Here is an 18,344-nt window from a genome sequence, read left to right as displayed (position 1 = left end):
TTCAATGACACAGGAGGGGGCGATCGCCCTCTTTTGTGTTTAGGGATGTTTTTTTTGCGGCCAAAGTTCGCTAGAGTTCTTAGTGAATTGGTCTTTTGGCGATGGATGCAAGGCCAACGGAGCCGGTTAGGGCCGGTTGGCTTGCACCAAGGCAGGGTCACCACAACGTTTCAGGGCAAATCGTGTTTTCTCGATCGCGTGCTCGACGAACAGGAATTTTTGGCCGCTCGATTGGCTGGTCACGCCGATCGAGTGGTTTCTCACCGTCTAAGCCCCGCGCTCCTTGGTGGGTCAAATGGTCTCTGTGGGGCAATGGATTATTAGCCGTGGCCTTTTTGGTGGTTGTCACGGGTCTAGACCGTGCGGCGGCCAAGGCCATTGCCCAAGCGATTGACCAGATTCAGCAAACCCAAGAGTCTTTGGAGCGATCGCCCACCAGGGCTGTGGCGGCAACGGTTACCACTCCGAAGCGATCGCCCGTCGCGGCCACCAGTTATGAAGGATGGGTGGCTCGGCGGCGGCAGGAGGCCAATGCGATGGCCCTGCGACGGCCCGCCCGGTTGGCGGTGTTGGTGGGCGATTCCTTAACCCTGGCCTTTCCGTCCCGTCTGTTGCCGGCGGGAACCACTTGGCTGAATCAAGGCATCTCTGGGGATACGACCCGGTTGTTGTTGCAGCGCTTGGATGGGTTGGCGCGCCTGCAACCGGAGGTGATTTTTGTGGCGATCGGGATTAATGACCTGATGCAAGGGGTCAGTGATGACACGATCGTGGAAAATCACCGGGCCATTACCCAGGAATTGCGCCGGGCCCATCCGAATTCGCGGATTGTGTTGCAAAGCCTGTTGCCCCATCGCGGGGCTAGCTCCACCTGGGAAGGCCGGGCCCGCCTGCAACAGGCCACGCTCGATCGAATCAAGCGCATTAACCGCCGGTTGAACCAGGTGGCCCGGGATGAGCGGGTGGGCTTCTTGGATTTGTTTCCGATGTTCATCGATCCGCAGGGCAATCTACACCCAGATCTCACCACCGACGGTCTGCACTTGAGCGATCGGGGCTATCTGGTTTGGCGGGCGGCCCTGGATTCTTTCTTGCAACTGTCGCGATCGGGCGCGGCGGGGTTAACCGTCACACCGCGACCCGCCGAAGAAAACCGGGCCGGGGCCCAGCGATTGACCGATTCCGACAACCGGAACGTGGCAACTCCGAGCGATCGCCCTTCCCCCACGCCCAAGGCCTCACCGGCCGATCGCAAACCGTCCAGCAGTAGCGCTGCGCCCGCCAATCGTCCGGCTGAGTCGCCCGATCGGGCCCGCAACACCAACCGGCGCGAAGCACCCGCCACCACCGACGACCAGCGCCCCTAAGGCCGTAAGATATTCACCAACTCACCAGCCAGACGGGCAACGACCAGGCCACGGGTAACCAGGCCATGCACAGAACGCCATGCACAAATTGATTAAAGGCTTGCGGCAGTTTCAGCAAGATTACTTCGCTTCCCATCAAAAGCTGTTTGAAGAGCTGGCCCATGGGCAAAAACCGCGTGTACTCTTCATCTCTTGTTCTGACTCCCGCGTTGACCCGGAACTGATTACCCAATCGGATCCTGGCGAAATTTTCGTGATCCGCAATGCCGGCAACATCGTTCCCCCCTATGGCGCGGCCAACGGCGGTGAAGGAGCCACGATCGAATATGCGATCGAAGCCTTGGGGGTGAGTGAAATTGTTGTTTGCGGCCATTCCCACTGCGGGGCCATGAAAGGCCTGCTCAAGATCAAAGAGCTGGAAGACAAAATGCCCCTGGTCAGCCGCTGGCTAGAACATGCGGAAGCAACACGCCAGGTGGTTTTGCAAAACTACAGCCCCTGTAGTGGTGAAGATTTGCTGGAAATTACGGTGGCCGAAAACGTGCTCACCCAAATTGACAACCTGCGCACCTATCCCTGTGTGCGAGCCAAGCTGAACCAGGGTAGCTTGCGGCTCCATGCTTGGGTTTATGAAATCGAAACGGGTCGAATTTATGCCTACGACCCCCAAACCCAGGAATATGTGGAGCCGGAAAGGGCCTGGAACCGGCCCACGCCGGCCCTGACCTTACCCCAGCGCCAAGCCCAAGCCTGTGCCTGGTTGCCGCCGGAGCAGTCGGAGCGAATTTATCGCGGCGCACGCTAGGGCCCGCTGTCCAATCGCCTGAAACCCTGATTGCACAGTAATGCGATCGCGAGGGACAAGGGGCTTAAGCCCCTTGTTACGGCTGTTGGGGCTAGGAAACGATCGAACAGTTGGGAATCGATCAGCTCCTAATCCGTGGTGGGCAGGGCCGCATGAACCGATCGCTCTAGATAGATTTGAGCCACCCGATCGCCCGGAAATTGCCGCAAACATTCCTCAAAACAAACGGCCGCCGACTTGAACTCTTGACGGTGATAGAGCCAAGTGCCTTCCTCAAAATGGGCCATGGTGGAAAGTTTTTGGTCGCGGATGGGTGACGGATCGCCATCGATCGCCTCAAACACCGCCACGGGCCGGGATTTGCCTGTCACCTGTAATCGATCGATGAACCGCAGGTGATAGCGCGTTGGATCCTCCATCTGAGCGATCGTGTGGTGGGAAATCAGGACGCTGCTTTGGTAGCGCTTAGTCAGGGTTTCCAACCGGGCCGCCAAGTTAACCGCGTCACTGATGGCAGTCCCATCCATCCGATTTTTGCCGCCCACCGTTCCCAATCGCATTTGGCCGGTGTTGATGCCAATGCCAATTTCGATCGGCACTTCACCCGCCTGTTGTCGTTCGCGGTTAAAGACTTCCAAATTTCGCCGCATTTCGATCGCGGAGGCCACCGCATCATCGGCCGATTCCGGAAACAGCGCCATCACCGCATCGCCAATGAATTTGTCAATGAAACCGCCATTTTGCTGAATTGCCGGTTCCATGTGGGCTAAATAGCGGTTAATGAACCGGAAACTCTCGGCCGGTAACAGGTTTTCCGTGATCGTGGTGAACGATCGAATGTCCGAAAACAAAACCGACATCTGCCGTTCCACTTGGTCGCCCAGCTCCACCTCCAAAATGCTCTGTTTGTTCAGCAGACGCAGGAACTCGTGGGGCACAAACCGCCCATAGGCAATGTTGATGTGGGACAGTTGCAAATGGGTTTTCAGACGGGCCAGCAACTCCTTCTTGGAAACGGGTTTTGTGAGGTAGTCATTGGCTCCGGAGTCGAGACCTTGCACCAAGTCTTCCACCTGGTTTTTGGCCGTGAGCATCAAAATCGGCAGCTTGTGGGCGGGATAGCGCGATCGCAACTGCTGGGTCAGCTCATAGCCGGTCATTTTCGGCATCATCACATCCACCAACACCACATCGGGCTGAAACCCTTGCTCCAAAACGGCCAGGGCAGCGGGGCCGTTGTCGGCGGTCACGATTTCATACTCCTCCTGGGACAGGAAATTTTCCAGCACCTGAAGATTCACCGGCTCATCGTCCACCATCAGGATTTTGAACCGTTGATTGGGTTGGGCGCGGGCGGCGCTGGCCTTGGCCAAGAGCTGTTCCGTGTCCCGCTGGCTGAGGGCTTCCAGGAGTCGATCGCCCTCCACGGTGGCCGGAGCCAAGGTGATCGGTTCCGGCTCGATCGGGGCTTCGGGGGCTGGTTTGGAATTGGCCGTGGCGGGCTTGCGCAACATCATGGGCGATCGCCGGAAGCTGGGCATTTCGTAGGTGAGGGCTGGCGCTTCCAGGGCCACCGGCAAGGTTAGCGTAAAGATGGATCCCACTTCGGGACGGGACTCCACCCAGATTTTGCCCCCATGCAGTTCCACCAGTTGCCGCACAATGGCCAACCCCAACCCCGTGCCGCCATATTCCCGAGCTGTGGAGCGATCGGCCTGTTCAAAGGATTCAAAAATACGTTCGATCGCCGCTGCGGGAATGCCAATGCCCGTATCACTGACGGAAATGGCCAGCCACTTTTGGTCAGCCGTTTCCGAAGGCGACTCGAAAGATTGCTCCCGATCAAGCTGCTCAGATTCTGCCGGATCCAGTCCGGGGCGATCGAACAGAGCACCCTGCCCGATCGCGCTTGAGGGCATCACCCCCCCCGTTAATTGATCCAATGGTTGACCCAATTGCTGATCCCCCAATTGAGGATCGACAGGATGCGACTGACTCAACAGTTCCGCATCCGGCTGCCAACGGCGAGCATGAACAATCACCTCGCCGCTTTGGGTGAACTTCAGCGCATTGCTAACCAGGTTGTGCAAAATCTGTTGCAGCCGGTTGAAATCCGCCAACACGGGCGGCAGGGCCAAATCAATAGCATTCACCAGCGCCAAGCCCTTACGTTCCGCTTGGTCGTAGTGCAGTTGCAACACCTGTTCCACCACCACGGCCAGGGTGCAAGGGCGCAGGGCCAGGTCGATCGTTTGGTGTTGCAGCTTGGAAAAGTCCAGCAGATCGTTCACCAAATTGGCCAACCGATGGCCGCTGGCGGCGATCGTGTCCAGGTTTGACCGTTCCCGATCGCTCAATCCTCCCCGATCGTCATCCAGCATCGCCTCCGCCAAGCCAATGATGCCATTGAGGGGCGTGCGCAGTTCATGGGACGTGTTTGCCAGCAAATCATCCTTCAGGTGGTTCAGGCGCTGGAGTTCCTGGTTGGCGGTTTCCAACTCCGCCGTCCGCTGCTGCACCTGGGCTTCCAGGCTCGCATTCAGGGACTCCAGCGCCTGGGACTTTTCCTGCAAGGCATCCATCACCTGGTTGTAGCGCTCGGCAATATAGCCCACCTCCGTGAACGGATCCACCGACACTCGCAAATGCAAATCTCCCTGGCGAGCGTGGCGATCCATCACCTCAAATAGGTCATAGACCTCCGTTTTCACCTGGTGCTCCGCCACGTTCAGTCCCATCTGTTCTTCCGCGAGGGAAACCCGCAGGGGATGCAGGCGATCGACCCAACGCAGCAGCCCGTAGGACAGCCCAAAGGCCCAAAGGACACAAACCCCAATGCCCAACAGTTGCACGGCAATTTGTTGGGGGCGCTCCAAACCACCCGGCATTTGGCTCAAATCCCCAAATAGCCCCACACAAAGCGTGCCCCAGGCTCCGGCCCCCGCATGGATGGGCACGGCTCCCACCGCGTCATCGATTTGGCGGCGATCGAGCCACCATTCCACCGCCAACGCCACAGCGGCCCCCGTGAACCCCACCACCAGGGCGATCGGGGTCGTAATCACATTGCAGCAGGCCGTCACGGCCACCATGCCCGCCAGGGAACTGTTGATCAGGCATTCCACATCCGGCCGGTGGCGATAGTACCAACCCAGGGCCCCGCCGCCCAGCATCCCCGCCACGCCCCCAATCACCGTATGCACCAACACCGCTGGGACATGTTCATTAAGGGCCAGGGTGCTGCCGCCATTGAACCCCAACCAGCCCAGCCACAGCATCATGGCCCCAAGCATCGAAAAGGGCAAATTTGACCCGCTGATTTTGTGCTGCCGGGTGGCTTCGTCATAGCGCCCCCAGCGCGGCCCCACCACCAACAGCGTGGCTAGGGCAATCCAGCCCCCCACGCTATGCACCACTGTGGAACCCGCAAAGTCATAGAACCCGAGCGATCGCAACCAACCCACCCCCTGGCCGGCGGGACTTGCGCCCACAATTTCCATGCCCTTCCAAGCCCAATGGCCAAACAGGGGATAAATCAATCCCGAGCACAGGAAACAAACGATTAGATAAGACGAAAACCGCATTCGTTCCGCCACCGCACCGGAAATAATGGTGGTGGAAGTGCCACAAAACATTAATTGAAAAATTAAAAAAGCGGCCAGTTGAGGCTGCGATTCCACCGATAGGGCAAAGTAGTCATGGCCTATCCAACCCCACCAAGAGGGTCCAAACATCACTCCAAATCCAAACAACCAGTAGAGCAGTGCAGAAATGCCAAAATCTGATAGGTTTTTGGCCGCCACATTAATGCTGTTTTTCGATCGGGTCATGCCCGATTCCAAACACATAAAACCAGGCTGCATCAGAAACACGAGTCCTGAGCACCCTAGCAACCAAGCCACATCGCGCATATTCAGCCAATTGAGATGAGCAGCCACAGGATCCCTACTCCAACATGGGGAGCATTTACCATCCGTTGCATCTTTTCTTCAGTAATTTTTAGCAACTGCTTCAGTCTAATCAGAAGTCTCCAATGAGGGTCAAATTGGATTTGCCCGATCGACCCCAGCAGGTAACCCAAAGGCATGGATTCATCTCAGTCTGTATCAGGTTTTATTGCTTTTGCTGATCTTCTCATCGCCTAGGGAACTACGGAATCAATTACTTATTTTAGGTATTAATTAACACCTAAAATTAAGTACTGCTGCGAGCCGCTTCAATCATCTGATCCATGCTCTTTTGGGCTGGTCTTGAACCGGCTACCGTCGGGATTTGCCCATGGGTTTACAAAATTGCTGTTGACCTGGAATGCAGTTGCTGGAATTGTTGGATGCGGGTTGGCCAAAACCGGTGCTGATTTTGGGTTTCCCGGTGGGATTTGTAGGGGCGGCAGAGTCCAAGGCGGGATTGGCGGCCGACTCCCGGGGCGTAACGTTTATCACGCTGCATGGACGATGGGGCGGCAGTGCGATCGCGCGGCAGCAGCCATGGCTCAAGTGCCCCTGACCTATCACCAAGATGTGCTGACCATTTTGCCGGCCCCCCTCGATCGCTCTATCCTGCCCGATCGCCTGGCCCAGACCGATGCGGCGGTGATTATCAAACTGGGGCGGCATTTCGAGAAGGTGCGATCGGTGCTCAATGAGTTGGTGCTGACGGAGCGATCGCTCTACATCGAACGGGCAACGCTACCGGAACAACAAATCCGGGCGATCGACCAGGTAAACCCGGCCGCCGTGCCCTACTGGTCGCCGATTTTGATTCTCAGCCGCAGCCAGCCGGGAGCCTAAGGGCTAGCCTCAAATCTCCCAATTCCTTGCTCTGTTGGAAGGGGGCAAGGGGCTGAAGCCCCTTGTCTGTGGTCATTGTCGCCCCCTCCGGATCTCAGGCGAAACGAGTCCTAGACCTCAGCCAGTTCCCGCTCGGCCCGTTTGTAGGCTTCGTCGATCACTTCCGAGAGGGTCGGGTGCGCATGTACCACAAAGGCCAGATCCTTCACGGAACTGCGCTGGGCGATCGCCGTGGCCACCTCTTGGATCAAGTCCGAAGCATGGATGCCAAACACATGCGCGCCCAACACTTCGCCCGTGTCCTTGCGGAAAATCACCTTGGCCAGGCCGTCGCCTTCGCCCTCGGCGATCGCCTTGGAGTTGCCCTTGAAGTAGGTGCGGGTGGTGCCCACGCTGAAGCCTTCCGCCTCGCCCAGTTCCTTGGCTTGGGGTTCGGTCAAACCCACGAAGCTAATTTCGGGGTGGGTAAAGGCGGCGGCGGGAATGCTGCGGTAGTCCACTTCCCGATCGCGCCCGCAGATGTTTTCCACCACCACCACGCCCTGGGCCGAAGCCGCGTGGGCCAACATCATTTGCCCCGTTGCATCCCCGATCGCCCACAAATGCGGCACGGGTTCGCCATCCTTCAGCACCTGCATCTTGCCGTTGACGGGAATGAAGCCGGGGCGGTTGGTTTCCACGCCCACATTCTCCAAACCGATATTCGCCGTGGCGGGGCGGCGACCCGTGGCCACCAAGCAAGCATCGACTTCCAGCACGTCTACCACTTCCTTGGTTTTCGCGTCGGTGAGTTCGATCGTCACGGGCGCGCCGGGGGTGATCTTGGTGGCAAACACGCCGGTATAGGTTTCGATGTCGCGCTGATCGATCAGCGTCCGCTTGGCCACCTTGGCGATATCCGGGTCAAACCCAGGCATCAGTTGATCGAGCGCTTCGATCATCGTCACTTCCGCACCCAAAGCGGTGTACACATCGGAAAATTCCAAACCGATGTAGCCGCTGCCGATGATCGCCACCCACTGGGGCACGGATTCCAGCCGCACCGCTTCATCGCTGGTGAAGACCGTTTTGCCATCCAGCTCGATCCCCGGTGGCACAAAGGGCACAGACCCGGTAGAAATCAACACGTTGCGGGCGCTGATCGTTTTGGTGATCGTGCGGTTGCCGTCGGCGGTGTTCACTTCCACCTTTTGGGGAGCCAGCAGCTTGCCCCAGCCTTGGATGATGTCTACGCCAATCCGCTTCAGGCTGTTGGTCAGGTCGCCTTGGATTTTGCCCACCAGGTTGGTGGCGTGGTCGGCGATCGCCTGGCGATCGAACTGCACACCGCCCACTTGAATTCCCATGGCCTTCAGGTGCGCCGCATTGCGGAGATCGCGCACCCGGCCGGACGCTGCCAGCAGAGCCTTGGAGGGAATGCAACCCCGATTAACGCAGGTGCCGCCCATTTCGGCCGCTTCCACGATCGCGGTTTTCAGGCCGCAGGCGACGGCGTGCAGGGCTGCGCCATGGCCGCCAACTCCGGCTCCGAGGATCAATAGGTCGTAGTCGAATGCTTGAGTCACGCCCGCCTCCTGGGTTTGGATTGCTCTCAGAGTCCCCATTGTCCGGCGAAAGGGGCGATCGGGCAATTGCCACCCGGCCACCTCGGCTAGCTCAGGGCCTTAGCATCCAATCGGTTGCTCGATCGCTAGACAGTGGGATCCCGTTTCACAAAGGGCACGAGGTGCATCATAAAATCCCGCTTCCCGATCGCAGCACCAGCCATCCGCAAAATGCCATAGGTTGTGGTGAGGTGAAAGTAGAAATTGGGCATCAAAAAATCATCCACATAGGCTAATCCTGGCAACTCCAGCGAGAGGCCTTCTCCTAGGTCAATGCGATGAATTTCTGAGAGTTTGGCATCTCCGGCGTTGATATTGCTGAGTGATTCTTGGGTGGAGGTGATGTAATCCCGAGCAGTTTCCAGAGTGGTTACTTCGGGATTCAAGTTGCTAGCGGGTTGGTCAGCGCACCAAAGGGCAAAGTTACGCGGTTGATTACAGGTAAAGGCGATTTGTGTGCCAAAGGGCAGCATATCGGGCGCAAGCCGAAGCTGAAAGAGGGCCGCCCGATCGGTTGCAAAGTGAGAATCGGCAATGTCTAGTAAATGGCTCAAGGTTTCTAGGCGAGATTCAAAAATCGCCTGAAATCGCTTAATTTTGATATTTTCCATGGTATTTGAAGCAATAGAGCAAAAGATTTCAAATCTAAGCGGCTACAGATAAGGCGCTCTTTCAAAACCATATTAACTATAAATTTCAGTTTCTATCGTGGCAGTGATAGCCCGCAGGATCTAAGTTGCCCATCCACAAGCCATAACCCAAGCGATGCGATCGCATTCAGAAAGAAGGAATGATTATTTTGGGGATGATATAGCACCCCTACGAGATACAGCCTTTACCTAGAACGATTGGCACGGCATAATTATAAGTGTAGTTGAGTTATCGTCAGGAAAACTCATGGGTCGTTATTCTCTGGACTTGCGCCGAAAGATTGTAGAAGCCTACGAAAAGGGAGACACTTCAATTCGGAAAGTGGCAAAACAGTTTTCGATTAGTCCAGATACCGTCAGGCGGCTTCTAAACCTATATCGTTCAACTGGAAGCTTAGTACCTAAGAAGTGTGGCACGAAGCGAGTGAGCATCTTATCTCAGCATGAAGAAGCCATCTTAGAAATTGTAGAGACCAATCCTGATTTTACATTGCGAGAGTATTGCGAAGCAGTGCAAGAAAAATTGGGTGTCAGTTCTAACACAAGCATGATGGATCGATTTTTAAAGCAACATGACATCAGCCTCAAAAAAAACATACAGGAGCGAAAAAGTAATCACGGCGGAAGTACAAGCCGAGCGCGTGAGCTACTGGCAGAGAATTTTGAAAGTGGAAGCTGAAAAGCTTGTCTTTATTGACGAAAGCGGTTTTTGGGTTGGGATGAATCGCCCCATGGCCAGAGCTAAAAAAGGAATGAAGGCTTATGAAACCCAGAAGCCCTATTACGGTAAAAAGATGACAGTCATTAGTGCGATCAGGCGATCAGGAGTTGTCACAATAAAAGGATTGAAAGGCTCAATGAAAAAGGAAGATTTTCTAGAGTTTGTTAAAGTAAACTTGGCACCGCAGTTAAAAGCGGGTGATGTGGTTATCATGGACAACTTAAACTCTCATCATCGTCCAGAGGTGAAAGAAATGATAGAAGCAGTAGGAGCAACAGTAGAATATCTGCCAGTGTATTCACCAGATTTTAACCCTATAGAAATGATGTGGTCACAGTTAAAAATCTTTTTGTGGAAATTTAGAACAGAAACCATAGAAGTGTTGGAACAATTAACTAGATTGGCAGCCCGACTGGTAGATTTACAGTGCCTGAAAAACTGGTTTACTAAATGTTGTTATTGTACCTAGTAATTGCGGTAAGGGCTGTAGTACGAGTAGTAGTGCTGGAAGTTTAAATTTCCATCATGACAGTACTTTGCAGTTGACTAGCCTATAATTAAATTGAAATTCAATAGAGAAGGTGAATAGATGAGAGTCTTTTCATTGTTTGCATCATTGATTGTAATAATCTTGGGACTCACATCCAATCCGGAAACTAGTCATGCCAGCAACGCAAGCATTCGACTCAGCACGCCTCTGCTTTTGGCCACTTCAGATCAAGCTTCTAGAATTAGAACAGGAATGTCTTTTCAGGATGTAGTTCAAATCTTAGGTAGAAAGCCAGACACGATTCTCAATGATGTAGTTCGTGAAGAGATGGGTGAATATCCATTAGGACTTGATCTTTATTCTCTTTACTGGAAAAATGATGCCTTTGACTGCTCACCCATCGCCGTCAGCTTTTCGTCTTTGTCACACCAAGTTACTGGAATTGATGAAGGTAGAGTTTGCATGCAGGGATTTCAAAACATGGGTCTTTCTGATCCAATTGGTCAATCATGCAAAAATAACCCTGACTGTCGTTAACAACATCAAAATCATCAGAATCAGGAACTAATGTCTAATAATTGGTTTGCTGGAATTTTGCCAGGGGTATTGTCTTTCGTCTCGGTAATGGGTTCAATCCCAGCGTATAGCGCTAGCTTGCAGTCTCTACCTCGTCATACCTCAGAAGACACAAATCACCTGTATAGTTCTGCAACTTACTGTGTGGTAACCAATATACAGCGCGGTCAGTTAGCACTTCGTACCAGTCCAAATGGTAATGCTCGGGCTGGTTTGGACAACGGGATGACTGTTCAATACATTCGACAACAAGGGATTTGGTACTACGTCCGTGTAGTAATGATTAATAACAACAACATGCAGTTGCTAGGATTGCAAGGTTGGGTTAACTCAAATTACCTATACTGTGGGCCAGATGTTGATGGCCCGGATGTATAGTTCCAAATCATTCATGGTTTCTTATCTTCAGTAAACTCTGGGGATTGTTCTTAAATAGATAAGAATAATCCCCAGAGTTGTAGCACTTAACGACTACAAATACCGCGTGGGACACGACGGGCAATGTCCTGACTATCGGATTGAATCATTTCCCAGATTACGTGGTTAAAGCCCTGGTCACAATTGACGTAGTTACTATTAACCCAGCCCTCAATTCCACGCAGCCGATCGCCAGCAGGGCGAATGACACGTACACAAGCCCAGTTGCCTTGTTGCTTGTAGATTTCAATGATGTCTCCATTGTCTAGCCCTGCCCTGGCTTGACCGCCAGGACTATTACGCACAGCTAGCTGACCACTACGCAAGCGATCAACACGACAAGTTTCGAGTTGTGCAATTAGGGTCTGGCGAGACAGCGGGGGAGTATTCAGGCTAGTTGTTGCCAAAGCACTCGGGCCAAGAAGCGTCATCGGAATTGCGAGAATAACATGCTTGAAATTCATGAGTTTTACAATTCTGGAGATATCTAGCGTTAGTGGTGGTGCAGGTAGATTGATTAGCGGCTACACATCCCAGGGCGAGTGCGCGCATTCACGCGATTTCGCAGTTGAATGACTTGATCACAAGCACGATAGCAACCAATGTTTTCGCAATTGAGATAGTTGCTATTCACCCAGCCTTCAATCCCAACAACTCGTTGATTGGGGCCGCTCAAAACTCGCACACAAGACCAATTTCCTTGTTGTTGATAAACTTCGACCAAATTATCATTGTCTAGTCCTGCACGAGATTGACCGCCAGGGCTATTGCGGACAGCCAGTTGGCCTTGCTGGATATTAGTGACAATGCAGAGATTCTGTAGCGGGTCAGTCAGAGCTAGCTGCATGTCATCCGATCGAGGTGTTTCTGCTTGGGCGATCGGGGCAAGCGCCAACGGAAGCAGCAATGAACCGAAAATCCAGAAAAGCTTCATGGGGTTCGTTGAGGGCAGATGGTTGAATCATATCACTTATTCAATTTTTGAAAATAAGAACTTATTTAAGATTCCCTTAAAAAGAAACTGGAGAGGATAGCGCCTGTGAGGTGATGATGAGTTATCAAGCGATCGACCATGGGAAATTGTGGTGATCAATCAACTGCTAGCTCGTTGCTTCGTGATGGTAAAAAGACAGGGTTCGCCAAACCAAACAACAGATCCGCTAACGCAATGCATGACTTAATGATTGCCATGTAATTTATCAATCTGGTTTCTTAGTTCGCAGAGTGCGACCACCTGCAACCGCCACATAAGATTCAATCCAGGATTCGGAAACCTGCGCGACCCGCGCAATGGCTGCCTGGGAGAGGCGCTCTAGGAGCAGACGATCAATGAGCGCAATCTGCTCGGGTGTGACGCGTTTCTGAGTGGGGTGCTCAATGAACTGTCGGCCACAGGCTTTGCATTTGAAGCGTTGCTTGCCGTTGTGGATGCGACCATTTTTGACCGTGTGGCTGGATTGGCATTGAGGGCAAGCAGGCATGAACTGGAGTTATAGATTACTGTTGCCAGATTAGCATCATTACCTCACCGGATTAGAAATGCTTCGCGATCACACCGACCGACTGTGCGCTATTACGACCAGGTAGATCCCACGGGCGATCGTTTTGCCGGATTCATTCATAAATCCTTACAATTTTAGAAATTTCGACAATTCAATGATTAAGTGAGATTAAAAAATAATAGCTTTTATTGTGTGAAATAGTAATACTATAATTCAGTGATGATGCACGAATAAAAGTCTTACCAAATAAGCGTCTTGCGATAGGAACCGCCACTTCACAGGCACTGTCTATAGAGCTTAATTTCATAGAAATTCTAAAAACACACTAAACTCAAACTACATAGGAGGTAGAGGAGATCTCCAAGCGCTGATTTTCTTGACGGCTATTAAAGCTATCTCATATGATTGAGATGGCTTTAACTAAAAGTCAACACATGAAGCAAAGCCAGAAAAGTCAATGAATAAAACAGTAGCTTACCTTGGACCAGAAGGATCTTTTACTCATCAGGCAGCAATTGAGTATTTTGGTAATGATGTTACTTTAATTAATACTCCGGCTCATTTAATTCCCAAAAAAGTCAAGCTCCAAAACCGAGAAGGCGGTTGTAATTATGGAATTCTAGCTGCTGAAAATATTGTTCATGGCTTTATTGAATCTACATTTGATGCTTTATATTACACAGCAGATGTTCAAATTACTGGAGAATTATACTTGCCAGTTAAACTGAATTTGATTACACGAGCAACTGACATGAGCAAAATTACACATATTTTTTCTCATGAGGCAGCTATTTCACAATGCAGGAAGAATATTGATCGCCTAGAAAAGATTTATGGTATCAGGTACGTTCGTTCTCCAATGCAAAGCACAAGTAGTGCTGTGGAAATGGCTAGCTCTAGTCCGCAATATGCTGCTATTGGATCAATAGTTGCTGCGAACAAGTACGAGATCCCAATTCTCATGCCAAATTTTCATGATCATCCTAATAATTGCACTAGATTTTGGGTATTTTCTATTGACAAACCACCAAGACCAGCACAAAAAAATAAGACGGTTTTCTTGGTTGAAATTGAGTCAAGAGCAGGCACACTGCGAACATTGTTAAACTTGTTCGCAGATAACAATGTCAACATAACCTGGCTCAAACCTCAGATCATTCCTTCCCAGAGCAATTATGGGAATTGGCGATATGCTTTCTTTATTGAATGCGAAGGACATAAAAATGACGAAAACATATCGTTTGTTTATAAGACAATTCGAAGGAAGAATTTTTCAATCATGCGTGGAAGAGGAGCGCGAATGATTGGCTCTTTTCCAAGTTTTTCTATAGATACATTGAATTTTTCGCAAGTACAACCTTTATCTAAAGCAGTTGATATATTATGAGCGTAATACAGTTTGATTATCATCAAAAATTCTCATGGATCGTTATTCTTTAGACTTACATGACCAAGAAACATCGCAAGTCGCAAAACAAGCAGAGTGCGATTGCCCCCAATTCACCAGAAATTGACAGGGCGATCGCTTTGTCCCAGCCGATCGCCCCTGTTCATTCCTTTTCGATGAATTAGATAGCTTGCCCTAGCTTGCCCTAGCTGCCGCGATGGCGCTGGGCGATCATGGCAATCCGCTGACCGTACTTTTCCGCCGTCAGTCGATCGCCCGGGTGAACGATCGCTTCACCACCATTGGGATTCAAATCGCTTTGACCCATCACGCCCAAAAACGACCCGAGACGGTTGATACCATCATCCTTCCCCGCATACTGGCTGGGCATTTCGGCAGCCCCCACCCAAATCATGCCGTGCTGGGCCGCATTAATCGCCATGTACAGCAACGTGCCCTGCTTATCACCACTGGGGGAAGCCGAGTGGGTGAACCCGCCAGCGATCTTGTCCTTCCACTGTTGGGCAAACCAAGCTGAGCTGGCCGCATCCACAAACGCCTTGAACTGGGCCGCCACGCCGCCCATATAAGTGGGCGACCCAAACACGATCGCATCTGATCGGGTCAAAGCATCCAGCATCTCCGGATCTTTCCAACGGCCCTCGGTAATTTGCGCCCCCGTAATCCGCAGCAACTCGGCCGTCACACCGTCTACTTGGCTAGCTCCCCGCGCCACGGCCTCCGCCATCAGATGGGTGTGCCCGGATCCCGAAAAGTAGACCACTGAGATCGTCGTCATAAAAACCTCAATACGGACTGGAAACGAGCGGCCTCGGCCCGTAATGCTGATCCTAGAAGTCGCTACCCACTAAAGTAAAGTAGGAACCTAAAAGTAACTAGCTTCCTTTTTGCGCCCAAAATTGAGTCTGGAAGTGTCTGCCCATGCCTCGCCCCTCCAAAGAAGTGAAGCGCTGCCCCGTCAGCTTTTTGATGGATATCTTGTCCGGCCCCTGGACGCTCTACCTGCTGTGGGTGGTAGCCACGGAGGGCCCGATCCGCTTTGGAGCCTTGAAGCGACAAGTGGAGGGCATTTCCACCAAAGTGCTCACGGAACGGCTGCGGCTGCTGGAGCGTGAGGGGCTAATTTATCGTCACTACGAAGCGACCGTGCCGCCCCAAGTTACCTATGGCCTGACCGATCGGGGTTCGGAACTGGTGCAGGTGTTGGATCTACTCGGTGACTTGGCCCAGCGCTGGTATGGTGATGGCGCGATCAGCCCGCTGAACCCCAACTCCGAGACCGGCGCGATTGTCGTTGACTATCCCTAGGAATCGATCGCTCGACTGCCCCGGTTAGCGATCGCGCAAGTTGGGTACAACAGGCGATGATTTTACCAAGTTTGTAAAGCCCTATAATTTCAGAAACAGGCATGAGTTATTCATTTCTAATCTAATTTTGATCCATGGCTCGGATTAATCTGCTAGATACTCGAACTGCAACTTTCGGGGATTTAATGGGCAATGGGAAGATTTACCGAGTTCCAATTTTTCAGCGCGATTATTCTTGGACTGAAGAAAACTGGGAAGATCTTTGGCAAGACATTCTAGGATTATATGACGATCCCGCAGCCAGCCACTACATGGGGGCGATCGTTCTGCAAACTTCCAGTACCTCTGACCAAGAATTCACCATTATTGATGGTCAACAAAGAATTGCAACGATCAGTATCATTGCAATCGCTGTGATTGAAAAGATCCAAGTCCTAGTTAAACAAAATCAGCAAGCGATAGCTAATCACGAACGACAAGAAATTTTGAGACAAACTTATCTAGGTAATCGAGATCCTATTTCTCTTCACTATTCGAGTAAACTTTTTTTAAATGAAAATAATAATGATTTTTACCAGAGTAATTTAATTAATTTAAGAGAGCCTTGGAATCTTCGCTCAGTCTCTCAATCCAACCAATTACTTTGGAAAGCTTTTCAGTATTTTTCAAGCCAATTGACACAGCTAAAGGGTATTGTCTATAGCGGTGAAAATTTGGCAGAATTTCTGACTAAAATCATTGTTCAAAGACTTTTGTTTATTCAAATCAACGTCCAAGATGAATTAAACGCCTACACTGTATTTGAGACTCTAAATGCTAGAGGCATAGAACTGAGTTCTACAGATTTACTCAAAAATTATTTATTCTCCCTTTTTCGAGGCCCAGATGACTTGAATGAAGGCCAGCGGCGCTGGCGCGTGATTGCCAATACAGTGCAGATGGAAAATATTCCTGAGTTTCTGCGCTACTATCTCAGTCTCCAGCGACCCTGGGTTAAACGTGAACGCCTCTTTAAAGCAGTTCGAGAATCAGTTCAGGATTCTCAACAAGCCTTTGACCTACTAGATCAGCTTGAACGCTATAGCAGCCTATTTGTTGCTCTTGGCAATGCTCAGGATGATTTTTGGCGCGAAACGCCTGCGAATCGTACCTACATTCGAGAATTAGAGCTGTTCCGGGTGAAGCAAGCTTACCCGATTCTTTTTGCGGCTCATAGTCAGTTTTCTGATGCGGACTTCACGCGATTATTGAAGCTGATTAGTGTGTTGTCATTTCGATATACGGTGGTTTGTGGGTTGAATCCCAGTGAACTAGAAAAGCTATATAACCAAGTGGCGATCGCGATTCAAAGCTCAGAAATTACAACTCCTAAACAAGTCTTTGAACAATTGCGATCAGTTTATGTTTCGGATGAGAAATTTTCACAAGATTTTGAGCTGCTAACGGTTTCTACTCGGGGACAACAGAAAAAGTTGGCTCGTTATATGCTGTGGAAACTCGAAAATGATGCAGCGAATCAAGAGATTATTGAAGAGAGTTTTTCGATCGAGCATATTTTGCCCGAATCACCGGATCAGGATTGGCAAGACAATTTCACCGATGCTCAAATGATTGACATGGTGTACCGACTGGGCAATTTAACCCCTTTGGAACCCAATCTCAATCGCCAAATTGGCAATCAGCCTTATGTGGTTAAACGGGAAACTTATGCCACTAGTGGTTATCAATTGACGCAAGGGATTTTGGCTGAAGAATGGACTCCGAATGCGCTGGCTAATCGACAAAAACAACTGGCCAAGCGAGCGGTGCATATCTGGCGATCGGACTTTGCGACCTAGCATGGCCCATTGAGCAACAGGTTCTAGGACTCGATCGCCTGGAATTGTTCCATCAGCCAACGGATTGTGTCCGCGTCGTCGTTGCGATCGGTGCGTTCCAGAGCTTCCGCGACGATCGCCATTGACAGCCCCGGCAACACCTGGGATTCCTCGATCGCCCGGCTGCCCCGATCGGCGATCGCAAAGGCAATCACCTGGCGCTCATTGGCGTTGATCACCCAATATTCCCGCACGCCCAACTGTTCGTAGAGCAAGCGTTTGGGGCCGAGATCGTCGTTGAAGCTGCTGGCTCCCACTTCCACCACCAAGTCCGGCGGCCCAAACCGATCGAGGTCGATCGGCTCATTGCCCTTGGGTGGCCACTCAGGGCGATCGCCCACATAGACCGACAAATCGGGCTGGCATTCTTGAACGCCGGTTTTCCGCAAGCTCACATTCAAGTAGCGAACCACTCGCATCTGCCGTACCAGGGCATAGAACGCCACAATATCGGTGGGCGGCAGGTTTTGGCGAGCGTGGTCATGGCCTAAAGGTGTCATCTCAAAGCGCATCCGGCCGTTGTAGTAGTAGCTGCGGCGATCGGGTGGGGCGGCAGGGTCGTTGGCGATCGCGAGGAATTCGTCCCAGGTGGCGGGCAACCATTGATCCAGCGGCGGATCTGTAATGGTGGCTGGTGGTGGCGTTGTGGCAAGGGTCATGGGAGCGTCCCCCAGCGATCGGGCGGTGACTGTTTCCAGTGTAGCGAGACGGTTTGATCGCAACCGGTCAACAGGGCTAATCAGCAGTTGATGACCATTGGTTGATGGCCATTGATGGCTATTTGGCCCCAATCGGCTAAACTACGGTTAGTCGATCGGAAAACCGGCTT

General features: G+C 51.7%; 14 protein-coding genes and 3 pseudogenes. 9 read left to right on the top strand and 8 right to left on the bottom strand.

Annotated features, from left to right (window positions below; genetic code table 11):
- Positions 1-182: 182 nt before the first annotated feature.
- Both AC2IAX_RS11070 and AC2IAX_RS11065 read left to right on the top strand, forming a co-directional pair.
- Positions 183-1,367: a GDSL-type esterase/lipase family protein gene (locus AC2IAX_RS11070; protein WP_494387555.1), complete on the top strand. Its 1,185-nt coding sequence runs from the start codon at positions 183-185 to the stop codon at positions 1,365-1,367.
- Between the two features lie 79 nt (positions 1,368-1,446).
- A complete protein-coding gene (locus AC2IAX_RS11065) occupies positions 1,447-2,172 on the top strand; it encodes a carbonic anhydrase (RefSeq protein WP_494387554.1) in 726 nt (241 codons plus the stop codon).
- A 128-nt stretch (positions 2,173-2,300) separates the two neighbouring features.
- Here AC2IAX_RS11065 and amt read toward each other — a convergent pair whose 3' ends face one another.
- On the bottom strand, positions 2,301-6,083 hold the full coding sequence (gene amt, locus AC2IAX_RS11060) for an ammonium transporter (RefSeq protein ID WP_494390360.1): 3,783 nt from the start codon (positions 6,081-6,083) through the stop codon (positions 2,301-2,303).
- A gap of 400 nt (positions 6,084-6,483) precedes the next feature.
- On the opposite strand from amt, the pseudogene AC2IAX_RS11055 reads away from it, so the two are divergent.
- Positions 6,484-6,678, top strand: a pseudogene (locus AC2IAX_RS11055) (precorrin-8X methylmutase); the annotation flags it as partial.
- Positions 6,648-6,962, top strand: a pseudogene (locus AC2IAX_RS11050) (SAM-dependent methyltransferase); the annotation flags it as partial. The pseudogenes AC2IAX_RS11055 and AC2IAX_RS11050, both read left to right, overlap by 31 nt.
- A gap of 110 nt (positions 6,963-7,072) precedes the next feature.
- On the opposite strand, the gene lpdA reads toward AC2IAX_RS11050, so the two are convergent.
- Entirely contained in the window at positions 7,073-8,527 is a 1,455-nt protein-coding gene (lpdA, locus tag AC2IAX_RS11045; RefSeq protein WP_494387553.1) for a dihydrolipoyl dehydrogenase, read from the bottom strand.
- 125 nt (positions 8,528-8,652) lie between these two features.
- On the bottom strand, positions 8,653-9,177 hold the full coding sequence (locus tag AC2IAX_RS11040; RefSeq protein ID WP_494387552.1) for a DUF1993 domain-containing protein: 525 nt from the start codon (positions 9,175-9,177) through the stop codon (positions 8,653-8,655).
- 286 nt (positions 9,178-9,463) lie between these two features.
- Between AC2IAX_RS11040 and AC2IAX_RS11035 the strand changes: the two genes are divergently transcribed.
- A protein-coding gene (locus AC2IAX_RS11035) for an IS630 family transposase (RefSeq protein WP_494387551.1) occupies positions 9,464-10,406 on the top strand; the annotation gives its coding sequence in 2 pieces (ribosomal slippage) (positions 9,464-9,804 and positions 9,803-10,406; 945 coding nt in all).
- A 135-nt stretch (positions 10,407-10,541) separates the two neighbouring features.
- Positions 10,542-10,964 carry a hypothetical protein gene (locus AC2IAX_RS11030; RefSeq protein ID WP_494387550.1) on the top strand — a complete coding sequence of 141 codons (423 nt, stop codon included), beginning with the start codon at positions 10,542-10,544 and terminating at the stop codon, positions 10,962-10,964.
- A 503-nt stretch (positions 10,965-11,467) separates the two neighbouring features.
- On the opposite strand, the gene AC2IAX_RS11025 is transcribed toward AC2IAX_RS11030, so the two are convergent.
- The 3 genes and pseudogenes from AC2IAX_RS11025 to AC2IAX_RS11015 form a co-directional block, all read right to left on the bottom strand.
- The gene (locus tag AC2IAX_RS11025; RefSeq protein WP_494387549.1) at positions 11,468-11,884 is read right to left on the bottom strand and encodes an SH3 domain-containing protein; all 417 of its coding nucleotides are present in this window, start codon (positions 11,882-11,884) and stop codon (positions 11,468-11,470) included.
- A gap of 53 nt (positions 11,885-11,937) precedes the next feature.
- Positions 11,938-12,354, bottom strand: a complete 417-nt coding sequence (locus AC2IAX_RS11020) for an SH3 domain-containing protein (RefSeq protein ID WP_494387548.1) — start codon at positions 12,352-12,354, stop codon at positions 11,938-11,940.
- Between the two features lie 310 nt (positions 12,355-12,664).
- Positions 12,665-12,901 (bottom strand): annotated as a pseudogene (locus AC2IAX_RS11015) (IS1/IS1595 family N-terminal zinc-binding domain-containing protein); the annotation flags it as partial.
- Positions 12,902-13,379: 478 nt separating this feature from the next.
- Here AC2IAX_RS11015 and AC2IAX_RS11010 point away from each other — a divergent pair.
- The gene (locus tag AC2IAX_RS11010; RefSeq protein WP_494387547.1) at positions 13,380-14,309 is read left to right on the top strand and encodes a prephenate dehydratase; all 930 of its coding nucleotides are present in this window, start codon (positions 13,380-13,382) and stop codon (positions 14,307-14,309) included.
- 205 nt (positions 14,310-14,514) lie between these two features.
- Here the strand turns inward: AC2IAX_RS11010 and AC2IAX_RS11005 are convergent, their stop codons facing one another.
- Positions 14,515-15,108, bottom strand: coding sequence for a flavodoxin family protein (locus AC2IAX_RS11005; RefSeq protein WP_494387546.1), 594 nt, complete (start codon positions 15,106-15,108; stop codon positions 14,515-14,517).
- A 143-nt stretch (positions 15,109-15,251) separates the two neighbouring features.
- Between AC2IAX_RS11005 and AC2IAX_RS11000 the strand changes: the two genes are divergently transcribed.
- Entirely contained in the window at positions 15,252-15,638 is a 387-nt protein-coding gene (locus tag AC2IAX_RS11000) for a winged helix-turn-helix transcriptional regulator (RefSeq protein ID WP_494387545.1), read from the top strand.
- A gap of 134 nt (positions 15,639-15,772) precedes the next feature.
- Positions 15,773-17,476: a DUF262 domain-containing protein gene (locus AC2IAX_RS10995; protein WP_494387544.1), complete on the top strand. Its 1,704-nt coding sequence runs from the start codon at positions 15,773-15,775 to the stop codon at positions 17,474-17,476.
- A 23-nt stretch (positions 17,477-17,499) separates the two neighbouring features.
- Here AC2IAX_RS10995 and AC2IAX_RS10990 read toward each other — a convergent pair whose 3' ends face one another.
- Positions 17,500-18,174: a Uma2 family endonuclease gene (locus AC2IAX_RS10990; protein ID WP_494387543.1), complete on the bottom strand. Its 675-nt coding sequence runs from the start codon at positions 18,172-18,174 to the stop codon at positions 17,500-17,502.
- Between the last annotated feature and the right edge of the window lie 170 nt (positions 18,175-18,344).

It is taken from the genome of Limnothrix sp. HT2024, from assembly GCF_059138625.1.
Note: the sequence above shows the minus strand (reverse complement) of the source record. Positions and strands in the feature narration are given on the sequence as shown.

Bases quoted from the DNA above. Each gene is read 5' to 3' on its own strand.
- AC2IAX_RS11020 (WP_494387548.1), bottom strand. From the start codon at position 12,354: ATGAAGCTTTTCTGGATTTTCGGTTCATTGCTGCTTCCGTTGGCGCTT.
- amt (WP_494390360.1), bottom strand. From the start codon at position 6,083: ATGCGCGATGTGGCTTGGTTGCTAGGGTGCTCAGGACTCGTGTTTCTG.
- AC2IAX_RS11000 (WP_494387545.1), top strand. From the start codon at position 15,252: ATGCCTCGCCCCTCCAAAGAAGTGAAGCGCTGCCCCGTCAGCTTTTTG.
- AC2IAX_RS11005 (WP_494387546.1), bottom strand. From the start codon at position 15,108: ATGACGACGATCTCAGTGGTCTACTTTTCGGGATCCGGGCACACCCAT.
- AC2IAX_RS11025 (WP_494387549.1), bottom strand. From the start codon at position 11,884: ATGAATTTCAAGCATGTTATTCTCGCAATTCCGATGACGCTTCTTGGC.
- AC2IAX_RS10995 (WP_494387544.1), top strand. From the start codon at position 15,773: ATGGCTCGGATTAATCTGCTAGATACTCGAACTGCAACTTTCGGGGAT.
- AC2IAX_RS11040 (WP_494387552.1), bottom strand. From the start codon at position 9,177: ATGGAAAATATCAAAATTAAGCGATTTCAGGCGATTTTTGAATCTCGC.
- AC2IAX_RS11065 (WP_494387554.1), top strand. From the start codon at position 1,447: ATGCACAAATTGATTAAAGGCTTGCGGCAGTTTCAGCAAGATTACTTC.
- AC2IAX_RS10990 (WP_494387543.1), bottom strand. From the start codon at position 18,174: ATGACCCTTGCCACAACGCCACCACCAGCCACCATTACAGATCCGCCG.
- AC2IAX_RS11010 (WP_494387547.1), top strand. From the start codon at position 13,380: ATGAATAAAACAGTAGCTTACCTTGGACCAGAAGGATCTTTTACTCAT.